The 19962-nt window shown below is 55.6% G+C and carries 11 protein-coding genes; all 11 read right to left on the bottom strand.

Features of this window, described 5'->3' with window-relative positions:
- Nucleotides 1-109 precede the first annotated feature (109 nt).
- Nucleotides 110-1423, bottom strand: a complete 1314-nt coding sequence (locus tag B3C38_RS06055; RefSeq protein WP_174760568.1) for a UDP-glucose dehydrogenase family protein — start codon at nucleotides 1421-1423, stop codon at nucleotides 110-112.
- Between the two features lie 27 nt (nucleotides 1424-1450).
- Nucleotides 1451-2638 (bottom strand): FprA family A-type flavoprotein, encoded by a 1188-nt coding sequence (locus tag B3C38_RS06050; RefSeq protein WP_022332946.1) that lies wholly within the window; start codon nucleotides 2636-2638, stop codon nucleotides 1451-1453.
- Between the two features lie 339 nt (nucleotides 2639-2977).
- Nucleotides 2978-3442 carry a lipocalin family protein gene (locus tag B3C38_RS06045; protein ID WP_022332947.1) on the bottom strand — a complete coding sequence of 155 codons (465 nt, stop codon included), beginning with the start codon at nucleotides 3440-3442 and terminating at the stop codon, nucleotides 2978-2980.
- 28 nt (nucleotides 3443-3470) lie between these two features.
- Entirely contained in the window at nucleotides 3471-5504 is a 2034-nt protein-coding gene (locus B3C38_RS06040; protein ID WP_022332948.1) for a S8 family peptidase, read from the bottom strand.
- An 83-nt stretch (nucleotides 5505-5587) separates the two neighbouring features.
- Entirely contained in the window at nucleotides 5588-8080 is a 2493-nt protein-coding gene (locus tag B3C38_RS06035; RefSeq protein ID WP_286726243.1) for a hypothetical protein, read from the bottom strand.
- 43 nt (nucleotides 8081-8123) lie between these two features.
- The gene (locus B3C38_RS06030; RefSeq protein ID WP_286726241.1) at nucleotides 8124-9749 is read right to left on the bottom strand and encodes a RagB/SusD family nutrient uptake outer membrane protein; all 1626 of its coding nucleotides are present in this window, start codon (nucleotides 9747-9749) and stop codon (nucleotides 8124-8126) included.
- A 25-nt stretch (nucleotides 9750-9774) separates the two neighbouring features.
- On the bottom strand, nucleotides 9775-13008 hold the full coding sequence (locus B3C38_RS06025; protein ID WP_286726239.1) for a SusC/RagA family TonB-linked outer membrane protein: 3234 nt from the start codon (nucleotides 13006-13008) through the stop codon (nucleotides 9775-9777).
- 452 nt (nucleotides 13009-13460) lie between these two features.
- On the bottom strand, nucleotides 13461-14930 hold the full coding sequence (locus B3C38_RS06020) for a RagB/SusD family nutrient uptake outer membrane protein (protein WP_286726237.1): 1470 nt from the start codon (nucleotides 14928-14930) through the stop codon (nucleotides 13461-13463).
- An 18-nt stretch (nucleotides 14931-14948) separates the two neighbouring features.
- A complete protein-coding gene (locus B3C38_RS06015; RefSeq protein ID WP_286726235.1) occupies nucleotides 14949-18131 on the bottom strand; it encodes a SusC/RagA family TonB-linked outer membrane protein in 3183 nt (1060 codons plus the stop codon).
- A gap of 257 nt (nucleotides 18132-18388) precedes the next feature.
- Nucleotides 18389-19081: a site-specific integrase gene (locus B3C38_RS06010; protein WP_286726326.1), complete on the bottom strand. Its 693-nt coding sequence runs from the start codon at nucleotides 19079-19081 to the stop codon at nucleotides 18389-18391.
- A complete protein-coding gene (locus B3C38_RS06005) occupies nucleotides 18963-19646 on the bottom strand; it encodes a phage integrase SAM-like domain-containing protein (RefSeq protein WP_286726233.1) in 684 nt (227 codons plus the stop codon). Before B3C38_RS06005 ends, B3C38_RS06010 begins: the two co-directional genes overlap by 119 nt.
- Between the last annotated feature and the right edge of the window lie 316 nt (nucleotides 19647-19962).

The raw sequence follows: 19962 nt of genomic DNA, 5'->3' as shown, positions 1-19962 counted from the left end.
GATGGGAGCCGCATCGCGGGGTAGGTGTAGCAGGCGGTGCAGGCGACAAGGACAATCCCCGAAGCAGAAGCTCCGGGGATTGTGTCGTTATGCCTGTGCCGTAAGAGTATTATTTTCCGATGCCGTAGTAGCGCAGCCCGGCGTTGAGCACCTCTTCCTTGTCGAAGATGTTGCGGCCGTCGACCAGGATGTTGTCGCGCATGAGCGTGAGCAATTGCGGCCAGTCGGGCATCCGGAACTGTTTCCACTCCGTGACGAGCGCGATGGCATCGGCACCCTCCGCGGCTTCGTACATCGAACCTGCGTAATGCACCCCTTCGTCGCCGATCCTGCGGCGGGCTTCCTCCATCGCCACGGGGTCGTAGACCCGAACCGTGGCGCCCGCCTTACGCAACAGGTCGATCACCACCAGTGCCGGCGCTTCGCGCATGTCGTCCGTTTCGGGCTTGAATGCAAGGCCCCATATCGCGATGGTTTTCCCGCGCAGGTCGCCCAGCGCCCGTTGCAGTTTGCCGAACAGGATGGATTTCTGCCCTTCGTTGACCCGTTCCACCGCCTCGATGACCTGCATCGTATAACCGTGTTCCTGGGCCGTACGGGCCAGGGCTTTCACGTCCTTGGGGAAGCACGAGCCGCCGTAGCCGCAGCCGGGGTAGAGGAACTTGCTGCCGATGCGGGCATCGGATCCGATGCCCTTGCGCACCATTTCGACGTTCGCCCCTACCAGGTCGCAGAGGTTGGCGATCTCGTTCATGAACGAGATGCGGGTCGCCAGCATGGCGTTGGCCGCGTATTTGGTCATTTCCGCCGAGGGGATGTCCATGAACAGTACCCGGAAATTGTTGATCAGGAACGGACGGTACAGGCGGGTCATCAGCTTGCGCGCCCGTTCGCTCTCGACGCCTACGACCACGCGGTCGGGCGACATGAAATCTTTGATGGCCGCGCCTTCCTTCAGGAATTCGGGGTTCGAGGCCACGTCGAACGGCACCTTGCAGCCGCGTTTGTCTATCTCTTCCCGGATCACGGCCTTGACCTTCTGCGCCGTACCGACGGGTACGGTGCTTTTGGTGACGAGCACCGTATACTTCTTGATGTTGCGACCGAACGTACGGGCGACTTCGAGCACGTATTTCAGGTCTGCCGAACCGTCTTCGTCGGGCGGTGTGCCGACGGCCGAGAAGACTACTTCCACCTTGTCCAGACAGTCCGTCAGTTCGGTCGTGAAGTGCAGGCGCCCCTCCTCGACATTGCGTTTGACGAGTTCTTCGAGCCCCGGCTCGTAAATCGGGATGAGGCCGTTGTTCAGGGCGTCGATCTTTTTCCTGTCGACATCGACGCACGTAATATCGAGTCCCATTTCTGCGAAACAGGCACCCGATACCAGACCGACATAACCCGTACCCACGACTGCGATTTTCATCATATTATGTCCAAGTTTTTGGTTGGTTTAGCGGTGCATGCACCCGGCGATCCGCGCTGCGAGCGCGTGGCATGCCTCGTGCCATGCCGGTGAGAAACCCTGCTTCATTTCCACGGGTTCGCAGATCGCCTCCCACTTCATCTTCTGTGCGAATTCGCCCAGGCAGCGCACGGCGGCGCTCGCCCAGCAGAAGGAGCCGAACCAACCGAAGTTGCGCTGCGGGACGCAGCGTGCCGCGATCAGGTCGAGCAGGCGTGCCACGGGCGGGTAGAGCCCTCCGTTATAGGTCGGGCCGCCCACGATGAGCGTGTCGTAACGGAACACGTCGCGCAGGACGATGGATTCATCGGCGTAGGACATGTTGTGGACGACGATCGGGCCCACGCCTTCGGCGGCCAGTTCGCGCGCTATGCGCTCGGCCATCTGCTCCGTATTGCCGTACATCGAGCCATAGGCGATCACCACGCCAGGTTCGCCTGCGTAGCGGCTCAGACGGTCGTAGACGTCCATCACCTGCGGGATCTCGCGCTGCCATACGGGGCCGTGGGTCGAGCAAATGGTCGTGGGGTTCAGGCCCCGTACCTTCGCGAGCGCCTTTTGCACAGGCACGCCGTATTTGCCGACGATGCAGGCGTAGTAGCGGCGCATTTCGTCCCAGTAGCGCGACGGGTCTACCTGCGAGTCGGTGATGCCGCCGTCGATGGCGCCGAACGTGCCGAAGGCATCGCCCGAGAAGAGCGTGCCGGCCTCGGCACACCATGTCACCATCGTTTCGGGCCAGTGTACCATCGGCGCCATGTAGAACGAGAGCGTTTTCGAGCCGAGCGATATGCTGTCGCCCTCCTTGACTTCGAGCGTCCCGGTGTCGATGCCGTAGAATCCCTGGAGCATCTGCAGCGTCTTGGCGTTGCCCACGATTCGGATGTCGGGGTAGAGCATGCGCAGTGCGCGCACGGACGACGAGTGGTCGGGTTCCATGTGGTTGATGACCAGGTAGTCGATCTTGCGGTCGCCGATGGCCTCGCGGATGTTCTCTGTCAGACGGCTGCCGAAGCCCTCTTCGACGGTATCTATCAGTGCGACCTTTTCGTCGGCAACCAGATAGGCATTGTATGAAACCCCCTGCGGGAGCGACCAGAGACCTTCGAAACGGGTGGTTGTGCGATCGTTGACCCCGACGTAATGGATGCCGGGCAAAATTTCGGTGATATTCATGGTGCGTGGCGTATTTGTTTCAAAGATAGTGAAAAATGTGCCAAAGTGGAGCGGCGCGTGCCTTCCTGCTTGCCGGATTTTTCCCTATCGTCGGATATTAAAAATTTGCGTAAAGATAACCGTTTTTTCGGATATGCGTGAAATCTGTTTCCGAAAAAAAAGCGATTCCCGCATGATGCGGTGGCTGGGCAGCTGGTTTTCCGGCCTGCGGGGTGCCTGTGGCGTTGACCGGGGGCTTGCCGTTTGCGCATGGCGAACCCGCACTGCGGCATCGGGGACAGGCGTAAAAAAAAGCCTTCGGCAAGTGCCGAAGGCTTTGGAAATATTACAAGCCGGGGCTTAGAGCAACCGGAAGAAATCCGAGCGTACGCCCTGCATGCTTACCGCGTCGTTCTTTACCGACTCCGGAATCGTCGCACGAGTGTATACGCACACGTCGCCGGTGTCGGCCGTGCTGGTCAGCGTGATGGTGTTGGACGATTCGTCTGCCGTGACCGTGTACGAGCTTCCCCAGGGGGTGTTGTCGCTGTAATTTCCCGAAAGTACATCGCCTTTGAGCAAGTAGCTGCCCGTGTATTTCTGGTACTTTACGGATTCGATCTTCTGGTAGATGGTGAACGACCCGCCGTCGAATGCGATGTAGGCGTCGAACACCTGCGGAGCCTGGCCTGTCCATGAGGTCAGGCGCCATTCTCCGACGAGTTGCTTGGCCAACGGCGTGTTGTTGTCTTTGTTGTCGTCGTCGCACCCTGCGAACAGGCTCATGCCGAGTATGGCAAAGAGAATATAGATAGTCTTTCTCATGATCTTTTTGCTGTTATCGTAATTCGTATTATAACCAACCTCCGTTCCCGGCCTGTACGCCGCGGGCGATGACGGCGAATTCCTTGGTGATCGTCATGCCGCCCATCACGCTGCCCGTGCCGACCTTGTCGCCGCCGCCGATTGCCGTAACCGTGATCTTCGCCACGCCGGACTTGGTGCATTTGATCTTCAGTTTGCCGTACGCCATCGTGGGTGCAGCCTCGATCCCCAGTTTGGCCATGTCGGCTGCGGACATCGAAACATCGGTGTAGGTGAGGTTCGTTGCGCTGCCGCCGAAGAACTGCGTCAGGGGAATGAGCTCTTCAGCCCCTACACCGACCTTGAGGCACGGCGTGCCTTCGATCTGCATCAGCAGTTGATAAGCGTCTACTGCGCCCGTACCCAACTGCTTACGGTATTTTTCGAGGTACATCGTGCCGTTCGATTCTTTGGTGCCGTCGAGATACCGTTCCATGTCGTTCACCGAGGTGAGGAGCATGCTGATAAACTCGTTGCGGGTGTAGTGCTTGCCTTTTGCCACGGCATAGGAGAGGCCGAGTGCGGCGACGCCCGATACGTGCGGGCAGGCCATCGAGGTTCCCTGCATATAGCCGTAATCCGAACCCTCGTTCATTTCCGAAGGCATCGTCGAAAGTACCGTAGCGGTCGAATTGCTTGCAATGTAAGCGTCGCCGCCCGGCGCCGAGATGTTACAGCCGGGGCCGTAGTTGGTGTAGCTTGCAGGCAGGAAGTCGGGCGAGAACGAGGTTACCGAAATATAATCGCGGAACGCCCCGGGGTACCCGGCACGGTCGAGTGCGTCGTTGCCGGCCGAGAAGATGACCAGACCGCCGTCTATCGCGTCGCAGTTCGACGTGGCGATGAAATAGGCGAGTGCGTCATGCTCCGCTTTGGCTTTTTTGGCGTACTGGTCGTCGGAGGTGTAGCCACCGCCCTTGATACCCATCGAGCACTGGATGATCGAAGCACCGTTGTCGGCCGCGTATTTGAATGCCCTTGCCATGACGGCCGTCGTGCCCGAACCTGCTGCCGTACCGGACAGGGCCTGGCACGACATGAGCCGTACACCGTCGTTGTTGCCCGAGCCGCCCGCTACTCCGCAGACACCGATGCCGTTGTTGTTGACCGCTGCTACCGTGCCTGCGGTATGCGTCCCGTGACCGGAGTCGCCGTCGCCCTTTGCGTCGACCACATCCCAGGAGATGGGGCCGTTCGTAACGAAATTGTACCCGTAATAATCATCCACGTAACCGTTGCCGTCGTCATCGACGCCCGTGGTTCCGGTCATCTCCCTGGTGTTGACCCACATGTTCGCAGCTAGGTCGGGGTGCGTATATTTCACGCCTTCGTCGACTACGGCTACGATGATCTTGGGATCTCCGGCCGTGAGTTTCCATGCCTCTTCCACGTTGATGTCCGCACCTTCGCGCGCGGTCTGTGCCACGGCCTTGTCGCCTTTGTTGATATAGTGCCACTGGCGCTTCAATTCCGGGTCGTTGAACGGCCATACGATCGAACGTGTGTCTGCCGACATGGCGGGCGCATCCGAACGGAGCGGGGTGGCCTTGCCGTCCCACATTTTTTCGAGCTTCGTGTTGAACTGGATGTTCGCCACTTCGGCTACGGCCGACAGTTTCTGTGCGGCGAGATCCAGGTCGACTTCGGTGTCGAACTGCAATTCGTACCACTTGTGCAGGCCGGCTGCGCGCGTGCGCTCCTCGTTGCGTGTGTCTACCGGGAACAGGCGGTTCAGGGAGCTGACGTTCAGCTCCGAAAGTATTTCATCCACGGAGACGATACCCGCGCGGGTAGCGACCGACCGTGTCTTGGCGGCGGCTTCGGCGGCCTGTTCGAGGCTGCCGATGGCTGCGTCGTCGAAATAAACGAGCAGGCTGCCCGCTTCGGCGTCGATCGAGGTGTTGACGATCTTATGCGATGTGGCGGGTATCTGCGAACCGCCGTCGGTTGCGTCGGTCATAGGGTCTGACGTACAACTCGCAAGCAGAAGCGCCGTAATGAGTAGTAATTTTTTATCAATCATAATCCGAGTTATTTTTTGAGGGTCTCCCCTCCCCGGTGGAAGGGGAGACCGCTCTTGATCACTAATTGGGTGAACGACTGAAATTATTTAGCCATTTTTTTCAGGGGCATTTTCTCCATGCCTCCGCTTTGCAGAGTGTTTGCCCGGGGTGCAAAACCTTCGGAGAACGAACTCATCGCGGGAGTTGCGATCCGAACGGACACCTCACCTTCGAGCGGGTTCGCGCCGCGGTTGACGGGCTTGCCGAACAGTTCGTCGATCAGGGCGTGAGCACGTTCGCGGCCGCGCAGTTCGACATAGTTCGAGGGGTTGATGGAGATTTCCTTCGAGAGGGTCAGCATCTTATCCGAAGCAACCTTGCGCGGTGCGGCTGCTCCCGTGTTGCTACCGGTCGCCGGTACCATCAGCGGGGACGTATAGCTTTCCCAGTTGCCGATCGAGTTCGTATAGTTGGCATCCGTGTATGCCTTGACTAATATGGTGTCGAAATTATACTGATCCGACCAGTCGGGGCCACAAATCAGGGCGAGATACCCGTCTTCCGTGACACCTCCGATCATCATGCCGTCGATTGCGTCGGAACCCATGCCCGTTTCTTTGTCCAGAATGTAATACTTGAGATAGAGCGTCGCTCCCAGGTACGGAATGGTGCCCATGGGCTGCCCTTTCAGAACATAGATGATCCCGTTGTACCACTCCCAGACAACCGTGTCTTCGTTATTGGCTCCGAGCGAGAGGCCCGCAACATTGATTGCATCCAGATTGTTGGTGTCGTCGGTCTCATTCTCCGAGAAGACGACCTGGCCGATCTTGCTGCGATCCGTTTTACCGGAGCCGTCGTTGCTGATTCCCCACAGGTTCCATGTCTTGAACAGTTGGGCTTTATCGCTGAACACATAGAGGTCGTCGATCGTGTACTTGCGCTGCAGCGGATCTGCCTTGCCGGCAGTAGTCTGTTCTACGGCGAACAGTTTGCCGTTGTAACCGTTGTCGGCGTATACCAGCAGGGTGTAACTTGTACCTGCCGACAGACCCGTATAGAACGGAGCGTAACCTGTGCCGTTAATCTTTTCGAGTTGAGCTGTGGTAAGTGCCTTGCCGGATGCCTTGACACCCGCGATCAGCTGCGATTCGTTCATGCCCTGGGTCGAAGCCGTCGTGAACAGGCCGATGTAGCCCGATGCGATCTCCTCACCGAACAGGATGGTCTTGATCGAGTTCTCGGGTGTGTGGCCTTCGGGCTCTTTCTCCCACGTAAGCTCTGTGCGGACGCTCATTATGACGGGTTTCTCCTCGCCGGCCTTGACGTAACCGAACGATACGTACCCGTATTTCTGGAGGTTGCCTTTTTCGTCATAAGAATTGCCGACGATGGTGTAGATGCCGGTCTTCTCCATGACGGCGGTGATCGTACCCGAAGCCGTGATCTCTTCGCTCGGGATCGTCCCTGCGTCGATGTCTCCCGATTTGGCCGCAGCGAGCGACTCGCTGAGCGCACCCTCGAAGAAGGCATATTTCACCTTGTCGACGTCGTTGCCGAGCGTAGCCGTGATGGCGACCTTGCCGTCTGCGGGCGCCGACTTCTCGAAGGCTACCGAGTAATCGTAGCTTACCGCGCCCGGGAACAACAGGCGGGTCATTTCGGTATTGGCCTTGAAGTAGCTGGTTGCTTCCCATAGCGAAGGTGTCGTCAGAAGGATCGCCTTCGGCGGGAAGGTGAGGACGCCGTTTTCCAGCGTGCCGTACATCGTGGCCGAAGCCATGCCGGGATAATTCTCCTGGCAGAACGAAACGATCACGAATGCGCCGTTGTCTTCGTAACCTACGTCGTTGATCTCAAAACCTGTCGGCTGTACCGGGAACCATACTTTTTCGGGATCCCGCGCGTCGATGATGGTATAGGTCGGAACGGAGGGAACGTTGGAATACCTTCCACCGACGATTTTGGCCATGTAGGCTTCGTCATAAATATCCTTGATACGGTAGTAACCCTTCATATCGGCACGTTCGTAAATCTCGACTTCCTTTTCTGCATTGGGGACACCGTTTTCCTTTATGTTGGAGCCCATTATCGCCGTGAAGAAATCGTCGCGCCACGTGCCTTTGGTTTCACCGTTGGGGCCCTTCACGAGATCCCACTGGACGCGGGTGACGCTGAAATCGAGCCCGTTGGAATATTCTCCGTAAAGCAGTGCGTATTTCTTGTCCTTCACCACGATGGAGCAATCGTAGGTCTTACCGACCTCAGCTCCGGGGAAGTCCACCGAGAACGTGGTTGCTTCCTGTCCGGCCTCGAATTTGATTTCCGAGACCGTGAAAAGCCCGTCCTGGGTGCTGCTGACTTCCACAGGCACGGTGATCGCATCGTTGTAGTTCTTGCGCATGGCCGTGAAGGTCAGGGTCGTAGGCTCCGCCGGATCGAGCTCTTGGTCGCCGGCATTTTCCTGCGAGGGAAAATAAACGCCGTAGCAGTCCGTGTCTTCGCCTTCGCCGGGAGTATACTTAATGTCGTCCGAGCAACTTGCGAGCACGAATGTCGCTGTGAGCGCGTACAATATATATTTGATTGTTTTCATACTATTCGGTCTTTGGTATTAAAGCAAATTTTGCATATTGCCGTTACTTATCCGTCCAAGGCGTTATCTTGCCCGAGGGGTCGGGGTTGTTGACTACGGCGGGGTTGTTCTGGATTTCACCACGGGTAATGACAAAATTCCAGTGGGGAGCGCGGCCGTCGGTGTTCAAACGATAATCGGAAGGAGAATTGGTACCCTTGTAGCCGCGGGTCATGGACATATCCAGACGTTTCAGGTCGAACATGATGATACCCTCGCCCCAGAACTCGATGCGTTTTTGGAGGATCAGCTCCTCGATGAAACTCTTGAGTGTCGGCGTGCGTTCGCTACAATCGTACGAGCCGTCGGTGAAACGGTACTTCATGAATTCGTTAAGCAGTTCACGGGCGGCGACGATATTGCTTTGCGCCGTAGCTTCCGCTTCGATAAGGTACATCTCCTCGACGCGCATGCAGGGAATATCCGTAGTCCCGCCGACTTTGAAGTCGGTATAGTTGCCCTGGGCGGGACGGAACTTGATATTGACATAGTCTTTCAGCGTTGCGAAGTATGCACTGCCGTTGGGGCGGCAACTCTTGTACGCGTAGAAATTGCGGTCGGGATCGAGCCACGAATGCTTGCGGAAATCCTTGTTGTCGATCTTGTTGTAGAGGGCCTTGTCAATGGCACGGCCTACCTGGTGTCCGTATCCCCACGACTCCTCGTTACCGATGTGGGCCTGGAAGTTCAGCAGGTTGGAAACGTTGTCGCTGGTGATCGGCAGGCCCCAGATCCACGATTTGTTTGCCGTCGCACTATTGAAACCGGTCGTCGGATCCTCCCACTGTGCCTGGGTCAGGGGTGTGCAACCGCTCGTGGTGATGGCTTTGCGGGCATACTCTGCGGCCTTCTTGTAAGCATCGGGATTGTTGTCGGCAGTACCGCGTTCCAGATAAGCACGTGCCTGGAGCCCATAGACCATAGCCAAACTGGGCGTGTAGGGATCTGTCGCCGAGTAATCGGAAAGGTATGTCGCCGCCTTTTCGAGGTCGGGGAAGATCACTTTCTCGTAGACGTCGGCTGCCGACGCACGGGGATTGGCCTTAGCTTCGGCCTCGGTCGTGGTCTCAGTTACGATCGGTACGGCAAGGCCGAGCACTCCGTCTGCGGACGTGTATTTATTCTCCTTGAACTCATAGAGACGTACCAGGTCGAGGTAGAACGAAGCCCGGTAAGCATAAGCGAAGCCGAGGATATGCTTGGTTGCGGTCGTGAGAGCTTCCGGGTCGATGGTGCTGATGATGTCGTTGGTCGACTTGATCCAAGTGAAATAGTTGTTCCAGGTTAGGAGATTGGCCGCGTAGTTCTCTGCGAGAGCATCGTTGGCGCCCCACTGGCTGAACCAGTCGTAGCCCGTATCGCCCGTTATGGCCATGTCGCCTGCTGCTGAATCGGTAGCGAGGTGGATGGCCGGGAGGGAGAAATTCCAGTGCATATTGCCGTAGTCGGTAAGCGACTTAACCTGGATAAGCGCCGTGGGGATACCTTTCACCATCGCTTCGAGGGCCGAGGGGGAACCTGCGATCTGGTCGGATGTGGCCCTGTCGGTCGGGAATGTTTCCTTGATGCACCCGCTAAGCAGTGCAGCCGAAGCAAGGGCTGCTATAGATATTTTCAGTATATTTTTCATATCCGAATAATTAGCTGGTTATGGATTAGAATTGGATATTGATACCGCCCGAGATGGTGCGTATCGGAGAATAGGTTGCGTAATTCGAGGTTCCCAGAACGCCCTGGTTGTCCGTATTGTCTGCGTAGCGCGGATCCAGTCCCTTACGCTTGGACCAATAGAATACGTTTTCGCAGGCGAGGTAGATACGCATCTTGCCGACTCCGAATTTCTGGGTGAACTTCGACGGCAGTGTATAGCCGAAGTTGATGTTCTGCAGGGTCAGGTAGCTTGCGTCGATCAGGAAACGGTCGGAGGTATCCGTCGTGTTCGAATCGCCGTACTGCATACGCGGAATGTTCGAGTTCGGATTCTCCGGTGTCCATGCGTTGAGCATGTCCTTGTGCCAGTTCACGCCGATGCTGCCGGTCGAGGTCGGCGTGCTCATCGCTGCGGCATACCCCGAGTCGTAGATCTTGCCGCCGATCTGATAGTTGAAGTTGATGCCGAAATCGAACCCGAAGAACGAAACGCTCGTGCCGAAGCCGCCGTAAAGGTCGGGGATCGCATTGCCGCAGAGGTAATCGCTACCTTCCGAATAGGCTGTGGTGGTCGTTCGTTCACCCGTCGGCTTCCCGTCCTTGTCCGTTACATCCTTATACCACATGGAACGTCCGTCTTCCGAGACGCCGGCGTATTTCTTCATATAGAAGGTATACAGCGGCAGCCCTTCGCCGTAGAAGAAGCTACTGCCGGCGTAGCCGTAATAACCTTCCACCTCTTTGGTGCGGCGTTCGGGAGGCAATGAAATGATCTTGTTCTTGAGGTGCGTCAGGTTGACGTTGATGTCCCACTGCACGTTTTTGCTGCGGATCGGGGTGAAGTTCAGGTCGACCTCGATACCTTTGTTGGACATGTCGCCGACGTTGGCATAGTAGGAAGAGTAACCCAGCGACGGTGCCGTGGGGAATGCCATCAGCATGTCGGTCGTCTTGCGGTTGAAGTACTCGATGCTACCCGATATGCGGTTCTGGAGCACGCCGAATTCGATACCGGCGTTGAAGTTGGTATTGGTCTCCCAGGTGATGTTGGGATTACCTTTCTCCAGGAATGCCACGGACATCTCTCCATTCGACGAAGCGAGCCGGTAGGTATCCACATAACGGTAGTCACCGATCTTGTCGTTACCCTGCGAACCGATCGATGCCTTGACCTTCAGCATGTCGAGCCAGCCGTGCGTCCCGGACATGAAATTCTCCTTGGTTACGATCCATGCGGCACCTACCGACCAGAAGTTGCCCCAGCGGTGCGAGGGATGGAAGCGCGACGAGGCATCGCGGCGGTACGAAGCCGAGAAGAAATATTTACCGTCGTAATCGTACTGCGCGCGGCCGAAATAGCCTTCATTATTATAGGTGATGACATACGAGGTTGCGCTCTGCTTGTCGATTACCGCACCGGCCAGTTCGTCGTTGTCGGGCGAGAACATGTTGGCCGTGCTGCCGTAAAGCAGGTACTGCCTGCGCTGGTAGTATTCATGGCCGAGCATTACATTGACATTGTGCTTGCCGATGACTTTGGTGTAGTTGAGGATCTGCTGAAGGTTGTGCGAGAAATCACGCGTATGGTATTTGCCTATGATACCGTTCTCATCGGCGAACTGTCCGAAATAGGGGTTCTGTACGGTCGTCCGGCGGGTCTCGTCGAGCGAAACACCTACATTGAAAGTGAATTTGAAATCCTTCAGGAACAATATGTCGAAGAATCCCGTGCCGTTGAAGGCATTGCCTTCCGAACGGTCGGTGTTCAGGCGGGAATCCGCCAGACCGTTCGCGTTCGGCAGCAGGGGACGGGGCAAACCGGCGTTCATTCCGTCTCCGTAGTCGTACATCGTGATGCCGGCGTCGTTCTTCATGATATTTCCCTGCCCGTCACGGACGTAGAGGGGATAGATGGGGGCTACGGACGAGGTGAAGGCGAAGAGGTTGGCCGAAGAGTTTCCCTGCCCGTCCGCGCTCAGCGAATTGTAGGTGAAGTTGGCGTAACCGGCGTTGGCACCGACCTTCAGCCATTTTTTTGCCTGGTAATCGGCTTTCAGACGGGCGGTGTAGCGTTCCATATTCGAGTTTTCGGTGATACCTTCGTTATTCAGGTAGCCGAACGAGGCGTAGAACGTACTGCGATCCGTGGCGCCCGATACGCTCACGTTGTACTCCTGACGCATCGAAGAGCGGAAAGCAATATCTTCCCAGTCGTCGGGGGTAAGCAGGTAGTCCTGTCCGTTATAAACGACCCGGTTGCCCAGCGTAGCATTGGGATTGAGTTTCCCGTTTGTGCCGATAACCGACTGGCCGTCGGGCACGCTGTAAACCATGTAGCCCAGACCGCCGTCGTTCTTCGAGGCGGCCAGGTTCTTGTTGGCCATGGCGTGTGCCGTGCTCTCGCTCATGCCCTGTGACCGGTAGTAGCTGTTCAGGGCCGTGTAGTATGTTTCATAATACTGGGCCGGGTTTTTGATGTAGTCGTATGACTGCATCGCGCGCGAGTTCACACCCCACTTGGCATCTACCGTGACGGTGGCTTCCTGTCCACGGGCCTTTTTGGTCGTGACCATGATGACACCGTTGGCACCACGCGCACCGTAAAGGGCGTTGGATGCTGCGTCCTTCAGAACGATCATCGACTCGATGTCGTTGGGGTTCAGGTTGTTCAGGTCTCCTTCGTAGGGAGTTCCGTCCACGATCCACAGGGGGTCTTTCTCGGCGTTGATCGAACTGAATCCACGGATGCGGACGATCGGGTTGGCACCCGGTTTACCCGATTCGTTGGATATCTGGACACCGGCAACCTTACCGGCCAGCGACTGGGCGACGTTCGACTGCTGCGACTTTGCGATGTCATCCGCCTTGATGACGGTCGCGGAACCGGTAAACGCCTCCTTTTTGGAGGTACCGAACGCCACCACGATCACGTCGTCGATCGCCTGCGTATCTTCGTGCATAGTCACGTCGATGCGCGATTTGCCAGCGATGGGGAGCTGTTGCCCCACATATCCGATGAACGTCACCGAAAGGGTGCCGTCAGCCGGAGCCGAAAGTGAGTACTGGCCTGCCGCGTTGGTCGTAGTACCGATCGAAGTACCGTCTACCATGACAGTAGCGCCCGCAACGGGATTCCCGTTTGCGTCAGAAACTGTACCGGAGACCTGCTTGTTTTGGGCGAATGCATATGCGCCGAGCACCAAAACAGCAATTAACGATAGTACAATTTTTCTTACCATAAGCGTTAATTTTAATTGGTTTTTTAAAATAAAAAGCCAGTAGCCTGTGAACAGGATTTTACGATTCTGGTAAGATGCTGAATATCATATAAATAATTAATCGAGCACAAGGTTGCGATCCGGTTTTGAAAAGGCACGGTAACTTGAAAGTTACCTGAGGGTACGGTGTATAAAATTTATTTACAGCATATTAATGGCTGCTTGCCGAGCACCTCGAGTTACCAATGCATAACCAGAAACGGCAAAAACGCGCTGCAATATTCAAAAGGTTAACGATACCTCCGGACATCGCGGCAATACCCCGGATGCCGTAATATACCCCGGGCGTCACAAGCCCCCTCCAGGAATCCCGGCAACGACAGGGGGGGGCGCTCGCTGCTCCCCGGACGGTACGGGCATAAAAAAACCCGGAAGCGTCACGACTTCCGGGCCCAGAAAATAAGTATTAACCACTAAAGCGGATTCTGGTCGGCCGCATTGATGTATGGGTTGCTGTTCAGCTCGATCGACAGCGGAATCTGGTAGGTGAATTCCTTGCCGGCAGCCTTGACTACCTTGTGCGTGTGGTTGGAGGATGCCGTACGGTCTACACCGACGTTGAAGCGCTTGTTGGTAAAGAATTCATGTCCCTCGCCCCAGAGTTCGATACGGCTCTGGAGGAAGATCTCCTTCAGCAGTGCATCGCCCGTATTCGAGGACTTCGCATAGCCCGAATCACGCTTCGACACCAGGTCGTAAAGCGTCTGCTGCGCTGCGGAATTGTTGCCGCCGCGGGCTTCGGCCTCGGCCTTCAGCAGGTATGCCTCCGACAGGCGCATGTAGATTTCGTCAGCCTCGTAGGTCGGGGTGTTGAACTTGACGTTCGAGTAGGCCGGATAGGTGAAATCCCCTACCGTGGTCTCGGTCGCGTTGAAATTCTTCTTGCGGTAGTCGGTATCTGCGATCTGGTTGTAGAGCTGGTCGTCGATGGCCATGTAAATACCCTTGTTGTTGGCATTGTCCACGGCCGTGATCGACATGAACGATGCGAAGGAACGGTTGCCGAGCGAAGTGGAAGCAGCCCACGTATAGCCCCAGATGGTCTCGGGAAGCGAAGTGCTCTGGAAACCCGAAGTCGTATACTGCTCCTCGTTCATGAGCGAGTAGCCTGCCGAAATCACCGCCCCGGCAGCATTGGCTGCCGTGGTGTAATCGCCCGTCGTCAGTGCCACGCGAGCCAGCACCATGTTCGCAACCGTCTGGTCGATGTCCGCCGTCGAACTCTTGGGATCGTAGCCTTCCTGCTCGAACAGCGCGATGGCGTTCTGCAAATCGGTCGTGATCGTGCTGTAAACCTCGGTCGACGGGGTGCGTCCCTTGGCACCCTCGACGGTCAGATAGAGGGGGACACCCGCCTTATCCTTGCCGCCGTGCATGTAGTCGTCCTGGTAAACGCACATCAGGTAATAGTAAGCCAGCGCGCGGTAGGTCAGCGCCTGAGCCTTATATACCAGCGCCTTGGCCGTAGCATCGTCGGGGATCAGGTCGAGGATCTGGTTCGACTGATAGACGATCTTGTAGTAACAGTACCAGCGGTCTGCCGTATAGGCATTGGTCTGGGCACGGATGCTTTCGAACATATATTCGTCGGCAAACCAGTTGGTCAGTTTCGTGAGCACCATATCGTTGCCCTGCAAATCCATACCCAGATTCCAGACCATGAATCCGCGGTCGTTGGTCGTTGCCTGGCGGTTGCCGGTATGCATGTAGTTGACGGCTCCCTGCATCATGGGGGCGAGCACGAGGTCGGCATTCTCCTTGATCAGTTCGGCCAGCTGCTCATCCGACACCTCGCTGCCCGAAGGCTCGGTGTCGAGCTCGCTCGCACAGGATGCGAATAGGAGCACCGTAGCTATTGCAATGTAATATACTATGTTTTTCATACGCTAATATCTCGTTTATTATAAGTTCATCGTAATACCGAAAGTAAAGGTCTTCGCCTGCGGGAACCCGAATGCGTTCTGTGCCGTGTAAGCGGTACGCGGGTCGAAGCCCGTATGCGCGGAGGTGAAGTAGAGGTTGTCGGCAGCGAAGAAGACACGCAGCGATTCGATGCAGATCTTCGACGTCCAGCGCTTGGGCAGCGTGTAGCCGACGTTGATCGTCTTGAGGCTGAAGTAGGAGGCGTCGCGGTAGAGGTAGTCGCAGTTCGAACCCACGAAATTCCAGGTGCCGTTGAACATCAGCTTGGGGAATTTGGCGTTGGTATGCTCCGGCGTCCAGGTGTTGCCCACGAGGTCTTGCGAGGCTGCAAAACCGGCACGTCCCGGATCATATACGTTGGCCGAGTTGCCGTCCCACTGGCGGCCGCCGATCTGGTAGGCCGCAGCCAGCATGAAATCGAAGTTCTTCCAGCGGAACGAGGTGCGCAACCCACCCGTTACGTCGGGCAGCGCATCGCCGATCTCATACTGCGTGGCTTCGTTGATATTGAAGGTCTTTTCACGTCCGGTAACCTTGCCGTCGCCGTCAACGACATCCTTCCAGAACGTCTCCTGGCCGGTTGCGGGATCTACGCCGGCAAACTTGAAGAGATAGAGGTTGTAGTAGGACTTGCCTTTGCCGCGCAGGTACGTACCGCTGATGTAGTCGCCGCCCAGCGCCGGGTTGCCCAGCTCCGAGGGATAGTCGATCAGGCGGTTGCGTGCGAACGAGGCGTTGACCGCGAAGTTCCAGTAGAGATCCTTATGCTTGAGGATGTCCACGCCCAGGTCGATTTCGAAACCGCGGTTGGCCAGGATACCGACGTTTTCCAGGCGGCTCGCAAGGCCCGTCGACGACGGGGTCGGACGGTTCCAGATCAGGTCGTGCGTACGACGGTTATAATAGTCGACCGTACCGTAGAAGCGGTTCCACAGGCGGAAGTCGATACCCAGGTCGATCTGGTAGTTGCGTTCCCACGAAAGATTGCGGTTACCCGTGCTGGCTTGCGTAATGCCGATCTGGCCATCAGTTTCTCCGACCGACCAAAGGTTGGTGTAGGGATACGAAGCAGAAAGCTGGTTGCCAGCCACACCGTAGTTGACGCGCAGTTTCAGTTCGTCGACCCACGTAGCGTTGTCCATGAAGCTCTCGCCCTTGATACGCCATGCGGCGCCCACAGACCAGAAGTGGCCCCACTTGTCGTACTTGAAGCGCGACGAACCGTCGTAGCGGTACGAACCCGAGAAGAAATACTTGCCGGCGTAGTTATAGTTCACACGTGCGAAGTAACCTTCGATGGCGGTCACCACGGTGCTCGAGGTCGAGCCGTTGTTATACTGCGAAACGGCGTTGCCCAGTTCGGGGATGCCCGGGTAGAAAATATTTTTCTTGTAGGCATCCACGACGCGCGTGTCGGTCTTACCGAACTCGTGGCCGATCAGCACGTCGAAGTTGTGGTTCTCCTTGATGGTCTTGTTCCAGTTGAGCATCTGCTGGGTATTGTACGAGAAATAGTTATCGTTGTATTTCTCGACAAGGCCGTTGTTGGTCGGCGTGGCAGCACTACCGTATTCGTTATTTTGGTAGAAGGTATCCATCCGGTACACGTTGTCCAGCGTGAAGTTGGCCGTGAACTTGAAATCCTTCAGGAATACGACCTCGCCGTAGAAATTGGCGTAGAGGTTGTCGCGAACCGAGTTGTTGATATCGCGGCTCATCGACTGCATGGGGTGCGCGAAGTTGTTGAACGAGTTGAACTGATCCTTCGTCGCACCGTAGGGCGAAAGGGTCGTGCCGTTGCCCTGCTCGTACATCTTCGTGCCGTCGGCGTTGTAACGGATGTTACCGTCCAGGTCGCGGGCGTAGTACGGCACGGTGGGGTTCTGCCACATCGTCCACAGGAACACGTTGCCCGTGTTGGCCCCCGAATAGCCGGGGCTGTCAATATCGCGGCGGGCATACGAAAGGTTCGTCCCGACCTTCAGCCATTTGGTGGCCTGTGCATTGAAGGCGGCGCGACCCGAGTAACGCTTGAATCCCGACATGATTACATACGAGGGGTCTTCGAGGAAGCTGCCCGAAACGTAGTAGTCCATCTTGTCGTTGCCGCCGCTGATGCTCAGCGTGTATTCCTGACGGAACTGCTTGGTGAACAGGTAGTCGTCGTAGTTGTCGGCATAAAGCTGTTTCGCGTCGGAATTGAGCTTGCCCGTGGCGGGGTCGATCAGCGTCGTACCGTCGGGGATCTTATAGGCCATGTAGTTTCCGAGCACGGGCATGAGGTTGGAGTTCGCCTCATTGGCAAGCGCAGCATGGCTCGCCCCCGGATTATTCGCCTCAAAGTAGTTATAAAGCCCGCCGTATACATATTCGTAATAGTCGCCGGGGTTCTGCATGGTCTCATGCTCCTTGATACCCTGCTGGTTCCAGCCCCACTTGGCTTCGAACATGATGTTGGCCTTCTGGTTGCGCGTCCCCTTCTTCGTGGTGACGAAAACCACGCCGTTTGCGGCACGCGAACCGTACAGCGCATTGGCAGCGGCATCCTTCGACACGACGATCGACTCGATATCGAGCGGGTTGATCGTCGAAAGCGCCGACGAATAAGGCACACCGTCGACGACGATCAGTGCGGTCTGGGTTCCGTTGATCGAACCGATACCGCGGATGATGATCGAAGCGTCGTCACCGGGCTGTCCCGTAGAGCTGTATGACTGTACACCGGTGACAGCGCCTTCCAGCATTCGTGAAGCGGAAGCAACAGTCGTTTTGGATATTTCACCGGCCGAAACCGATGCGATCGAGCCGGTAAAATCCTTCTTCTTGACTGCACCGAAAGCCGTGATGACTACATTGTCGATCGCCTGTGCGTTCTCCTTGAGCGTCACCGAAACATGGGTGTGCCCGGCGATCGCGACGGTCTCGGTGTCATACCCGATGAACGAAACGACCAGTTTCCCGTTTGCAGGGGCTGCAAGCGAGAAGGTGCCGTTCGTACCTGTCGTGGTACCGATATGCTGGCCCTCGACCATGACTGTGGCTCCAGCCACCGGAGCACCGGCGGCATCGGTAACTGTACCGGAAACCTGCTGGTTCTGGGCCATTGCAACGGCGCAAATCCCCAAAACGGCAATTAACGATAGTACAATTTTTCTTACCATAAGCGTTAATTTTAAATTAATTTTAAAATAAAAAGTTCACAAGCAAAGATAACGGATTGCTAACTCATTTACAAATAAATTATTAAAAAAAATTTAACACGGTTACAGCTGTCTTTCAAATTGTGGTTGACGGCTTACGATTTTTCGCGTATAAGGCCTGTGGCGATTACAATTTGCAATCGCCATTTCGGAGCGTTTTTTGTTGATTTCGGGATTTTCCCCAGCCGGAAGGGGATGCAAGGGGTGAAAAAAGTGACTTAGTAGAGCCTTTCCGACTCGTTCGGCATGCCCGACGGCGTCCAGTCGGGGCACAGCGAGTTGATACGTTTTGACAGGCGTTCCATCTCTCCGCTGATATGCGAATGGGTGATATTCGCATAGATCTGCGTTGTGCGTATGTTTTTATGTCCCAGTAATTTACTGATTGTTTCGATGGCGACACCCTGCGAAAGGGTAATTGTCGTGGCAAACGTGTGCCGGGCCGCATGGAACGTGATCTTTTTCGGAATCCCCGCTTCGGCAACGATCTTGTCGAGGCATTTATTGCACCACCCGTTGCTCGGAAGGTCGAATATCCGTCCGGAGCCCGATGCGGGCATGTATTTCAACAGGATATTGTACGGGACGGTAAACAGCCGCACATTGACCTCCGCCCCTGTTTTACGACGTGTCGTGTTGACCCACAGCTGTTTGTTTATTTTCTGAATATTCTGCGGCACCAGGCCTCGGATGTCGACATAGGACAATCCCGTGAAACAACTGAACAAAAACGTGTCCCTGACAAGTTGTAAGGTGACATCCTCGTTCTCATACTGCATCATTCGGTTTATTTCATCCATGGTCAGGTAGTTGCGTGTTACGAATTCGCTTTGTAATTTGTAATTGGCAAAGATATCCTTGTCCATATATCCCTTGCTGCGGGCCAGCATGAGGATGTGTTTCAGGGCGATCATGTAAATCCAGATCGTGTTTTTTTTTATACCCGGCTTCCTTTGCGATATAGGCGTGGAAGCCCGTGAGGAACTCCCGGTCGAGCTCCTTGAACATCAGGTCTTTCCGGTCGTACTTGTCCCAGATGTAGTTTGCCAGATGCTTGCAGACGCACCTATATTTATAATATGTGGCCTTGCTGCGGCTGATGCCGACCATACGGTTGAATTCTTCGTTGTGCTGCCTGAAAAAGGCGAGCACGGTCTCCTGCCGGAGATTGGCGCCGAAATACATCTCTTTGACCATCATCGGAGTTACGAACGACTGCTCGTAGAATAACTTGTTGTAACACCTTTCGATGTGGTAGTGGATATTCGAAAGTTGTTCGTTGATTCTGCCGGCGGCATTGCTCCGCCCGGCGACACGCCCCATACCGACGTCCCAGTGTTCGGGTGCGACCGAGAGGCGCGTGGAAAACTGCGTCCGCTCTCCGTTGATCGTGATGCGCCCCATGATCGGGACGTTTCCATTCCGGAGAGGCGCGTTTTTCTTGATGTAAAACAATACATTAAACGTGTTTCTCATTGCTCAAATAACCTTTTGTGTTTAACCTAATAACAATATGCAAACCGCATTAAAGGTAATGATTAAGTAACCCCCGAATAACGTATTATTCAGCCTAAATATCTTATTGTATAGATGTTAGCCCGTGTGAGACGGTTACTTTATAGTAACACTACAACAATCCGGCAAGGCATTTACAGAGATTTAAAAGCCTTTTAATCAGTATATTATGTCTTGATTAGCCGATTTTGCGCCAGAAAAGACCTTGTGCGCTGAATATCAAGATATTATATTATTCAACGCACTTTGGCGGCTTTTTATTTTAAAATTAATTTAA

This window comes from Alistipes sp. UBA1686, from assembly GCF_002320215.1.
In the GTDB taxonomy this organism is placed as follows: Bacteria; Bacteroidota; Bacteroidia; order Bacteroidales; family Rikenellaceae; genus Alistipes; species Alistipes onderdonkii.
This window is presented reverse-complemented; position numbering and strand designations above follow the sequence as displayed.

Bases quoted from the DNA above. Each gene is read 5' to 3' on its own strand.
- B3C38_RS06040 (WP_022332948.1), bottom strand. From the start codon at position 5,504: ATGATTGATAAAAAATTACTACTCATTACGGCGCTTCTGCTTGCGAGT.
- B3C38_RS06015 (WP_286726235.1), bottom strand. From the start codon at position 18,131: ATGGTAAGAAAAATTGTACTATCGTTAATTGCCGTTTTGGGGATTTGC.
- B3C38_RS06045 (WP_022332947.1), bottom strand. From the start codon at position 3,442: ATGAGAAAGACTATCTATATTCTCTTTGCCATACTCGGCATGAGCCTG.
- B3C38_RS06050 (WP_022332946.1), bottom strand. From the start codon at position 2,638: ATGAATATCACCGAAATTTTGCCCGGCATCCATTACGTCGGGGTCAAC.
- B3C38_RS06030 (WP_286726241.1), bottom strand. From the start codon at position 9,749: ATGAAAAATATACTGAAAATATCTATAGCAGCCCTTGCTTCGGCTGCA.
- B3C38_RS06035 (WP_286726243.1), bottom strand. From the start codon at position 8,080: ATGAAAACAATCAAATATATATTGTACGCGCTCACAGCGACATTCGTG.
- B3C38_RS06005 (WP_286726233.1), bottom strand. From the start codon at position 19,646: ATGAGAAACACGTTTAATGTATTGTTTTACATCAAGAAAAACGCGCCT.
- B3C38_RS06055 (WP_174760568.1), bottom strand. From the start codon at position 1,423: ATGAAAATCGCAGTCGTGGGTACGGGTTATGTCGGTCTGGTATCGGGT.
- B3C38_RS06020 (WP_286726237.1), bottom strand. From the start codon at position 14,930: ATGAAAAACATAGTATATTACATTGCAATAGCTACGGTGCTCCTATTC.
- B3C38_RS06025 (WP_286726239.1), bottom strand. From the start codon at position 13,008: ATGGTAAGAAAAATTGTACTATCGTTAATTGCTGTTTTGGTGCTCGGC.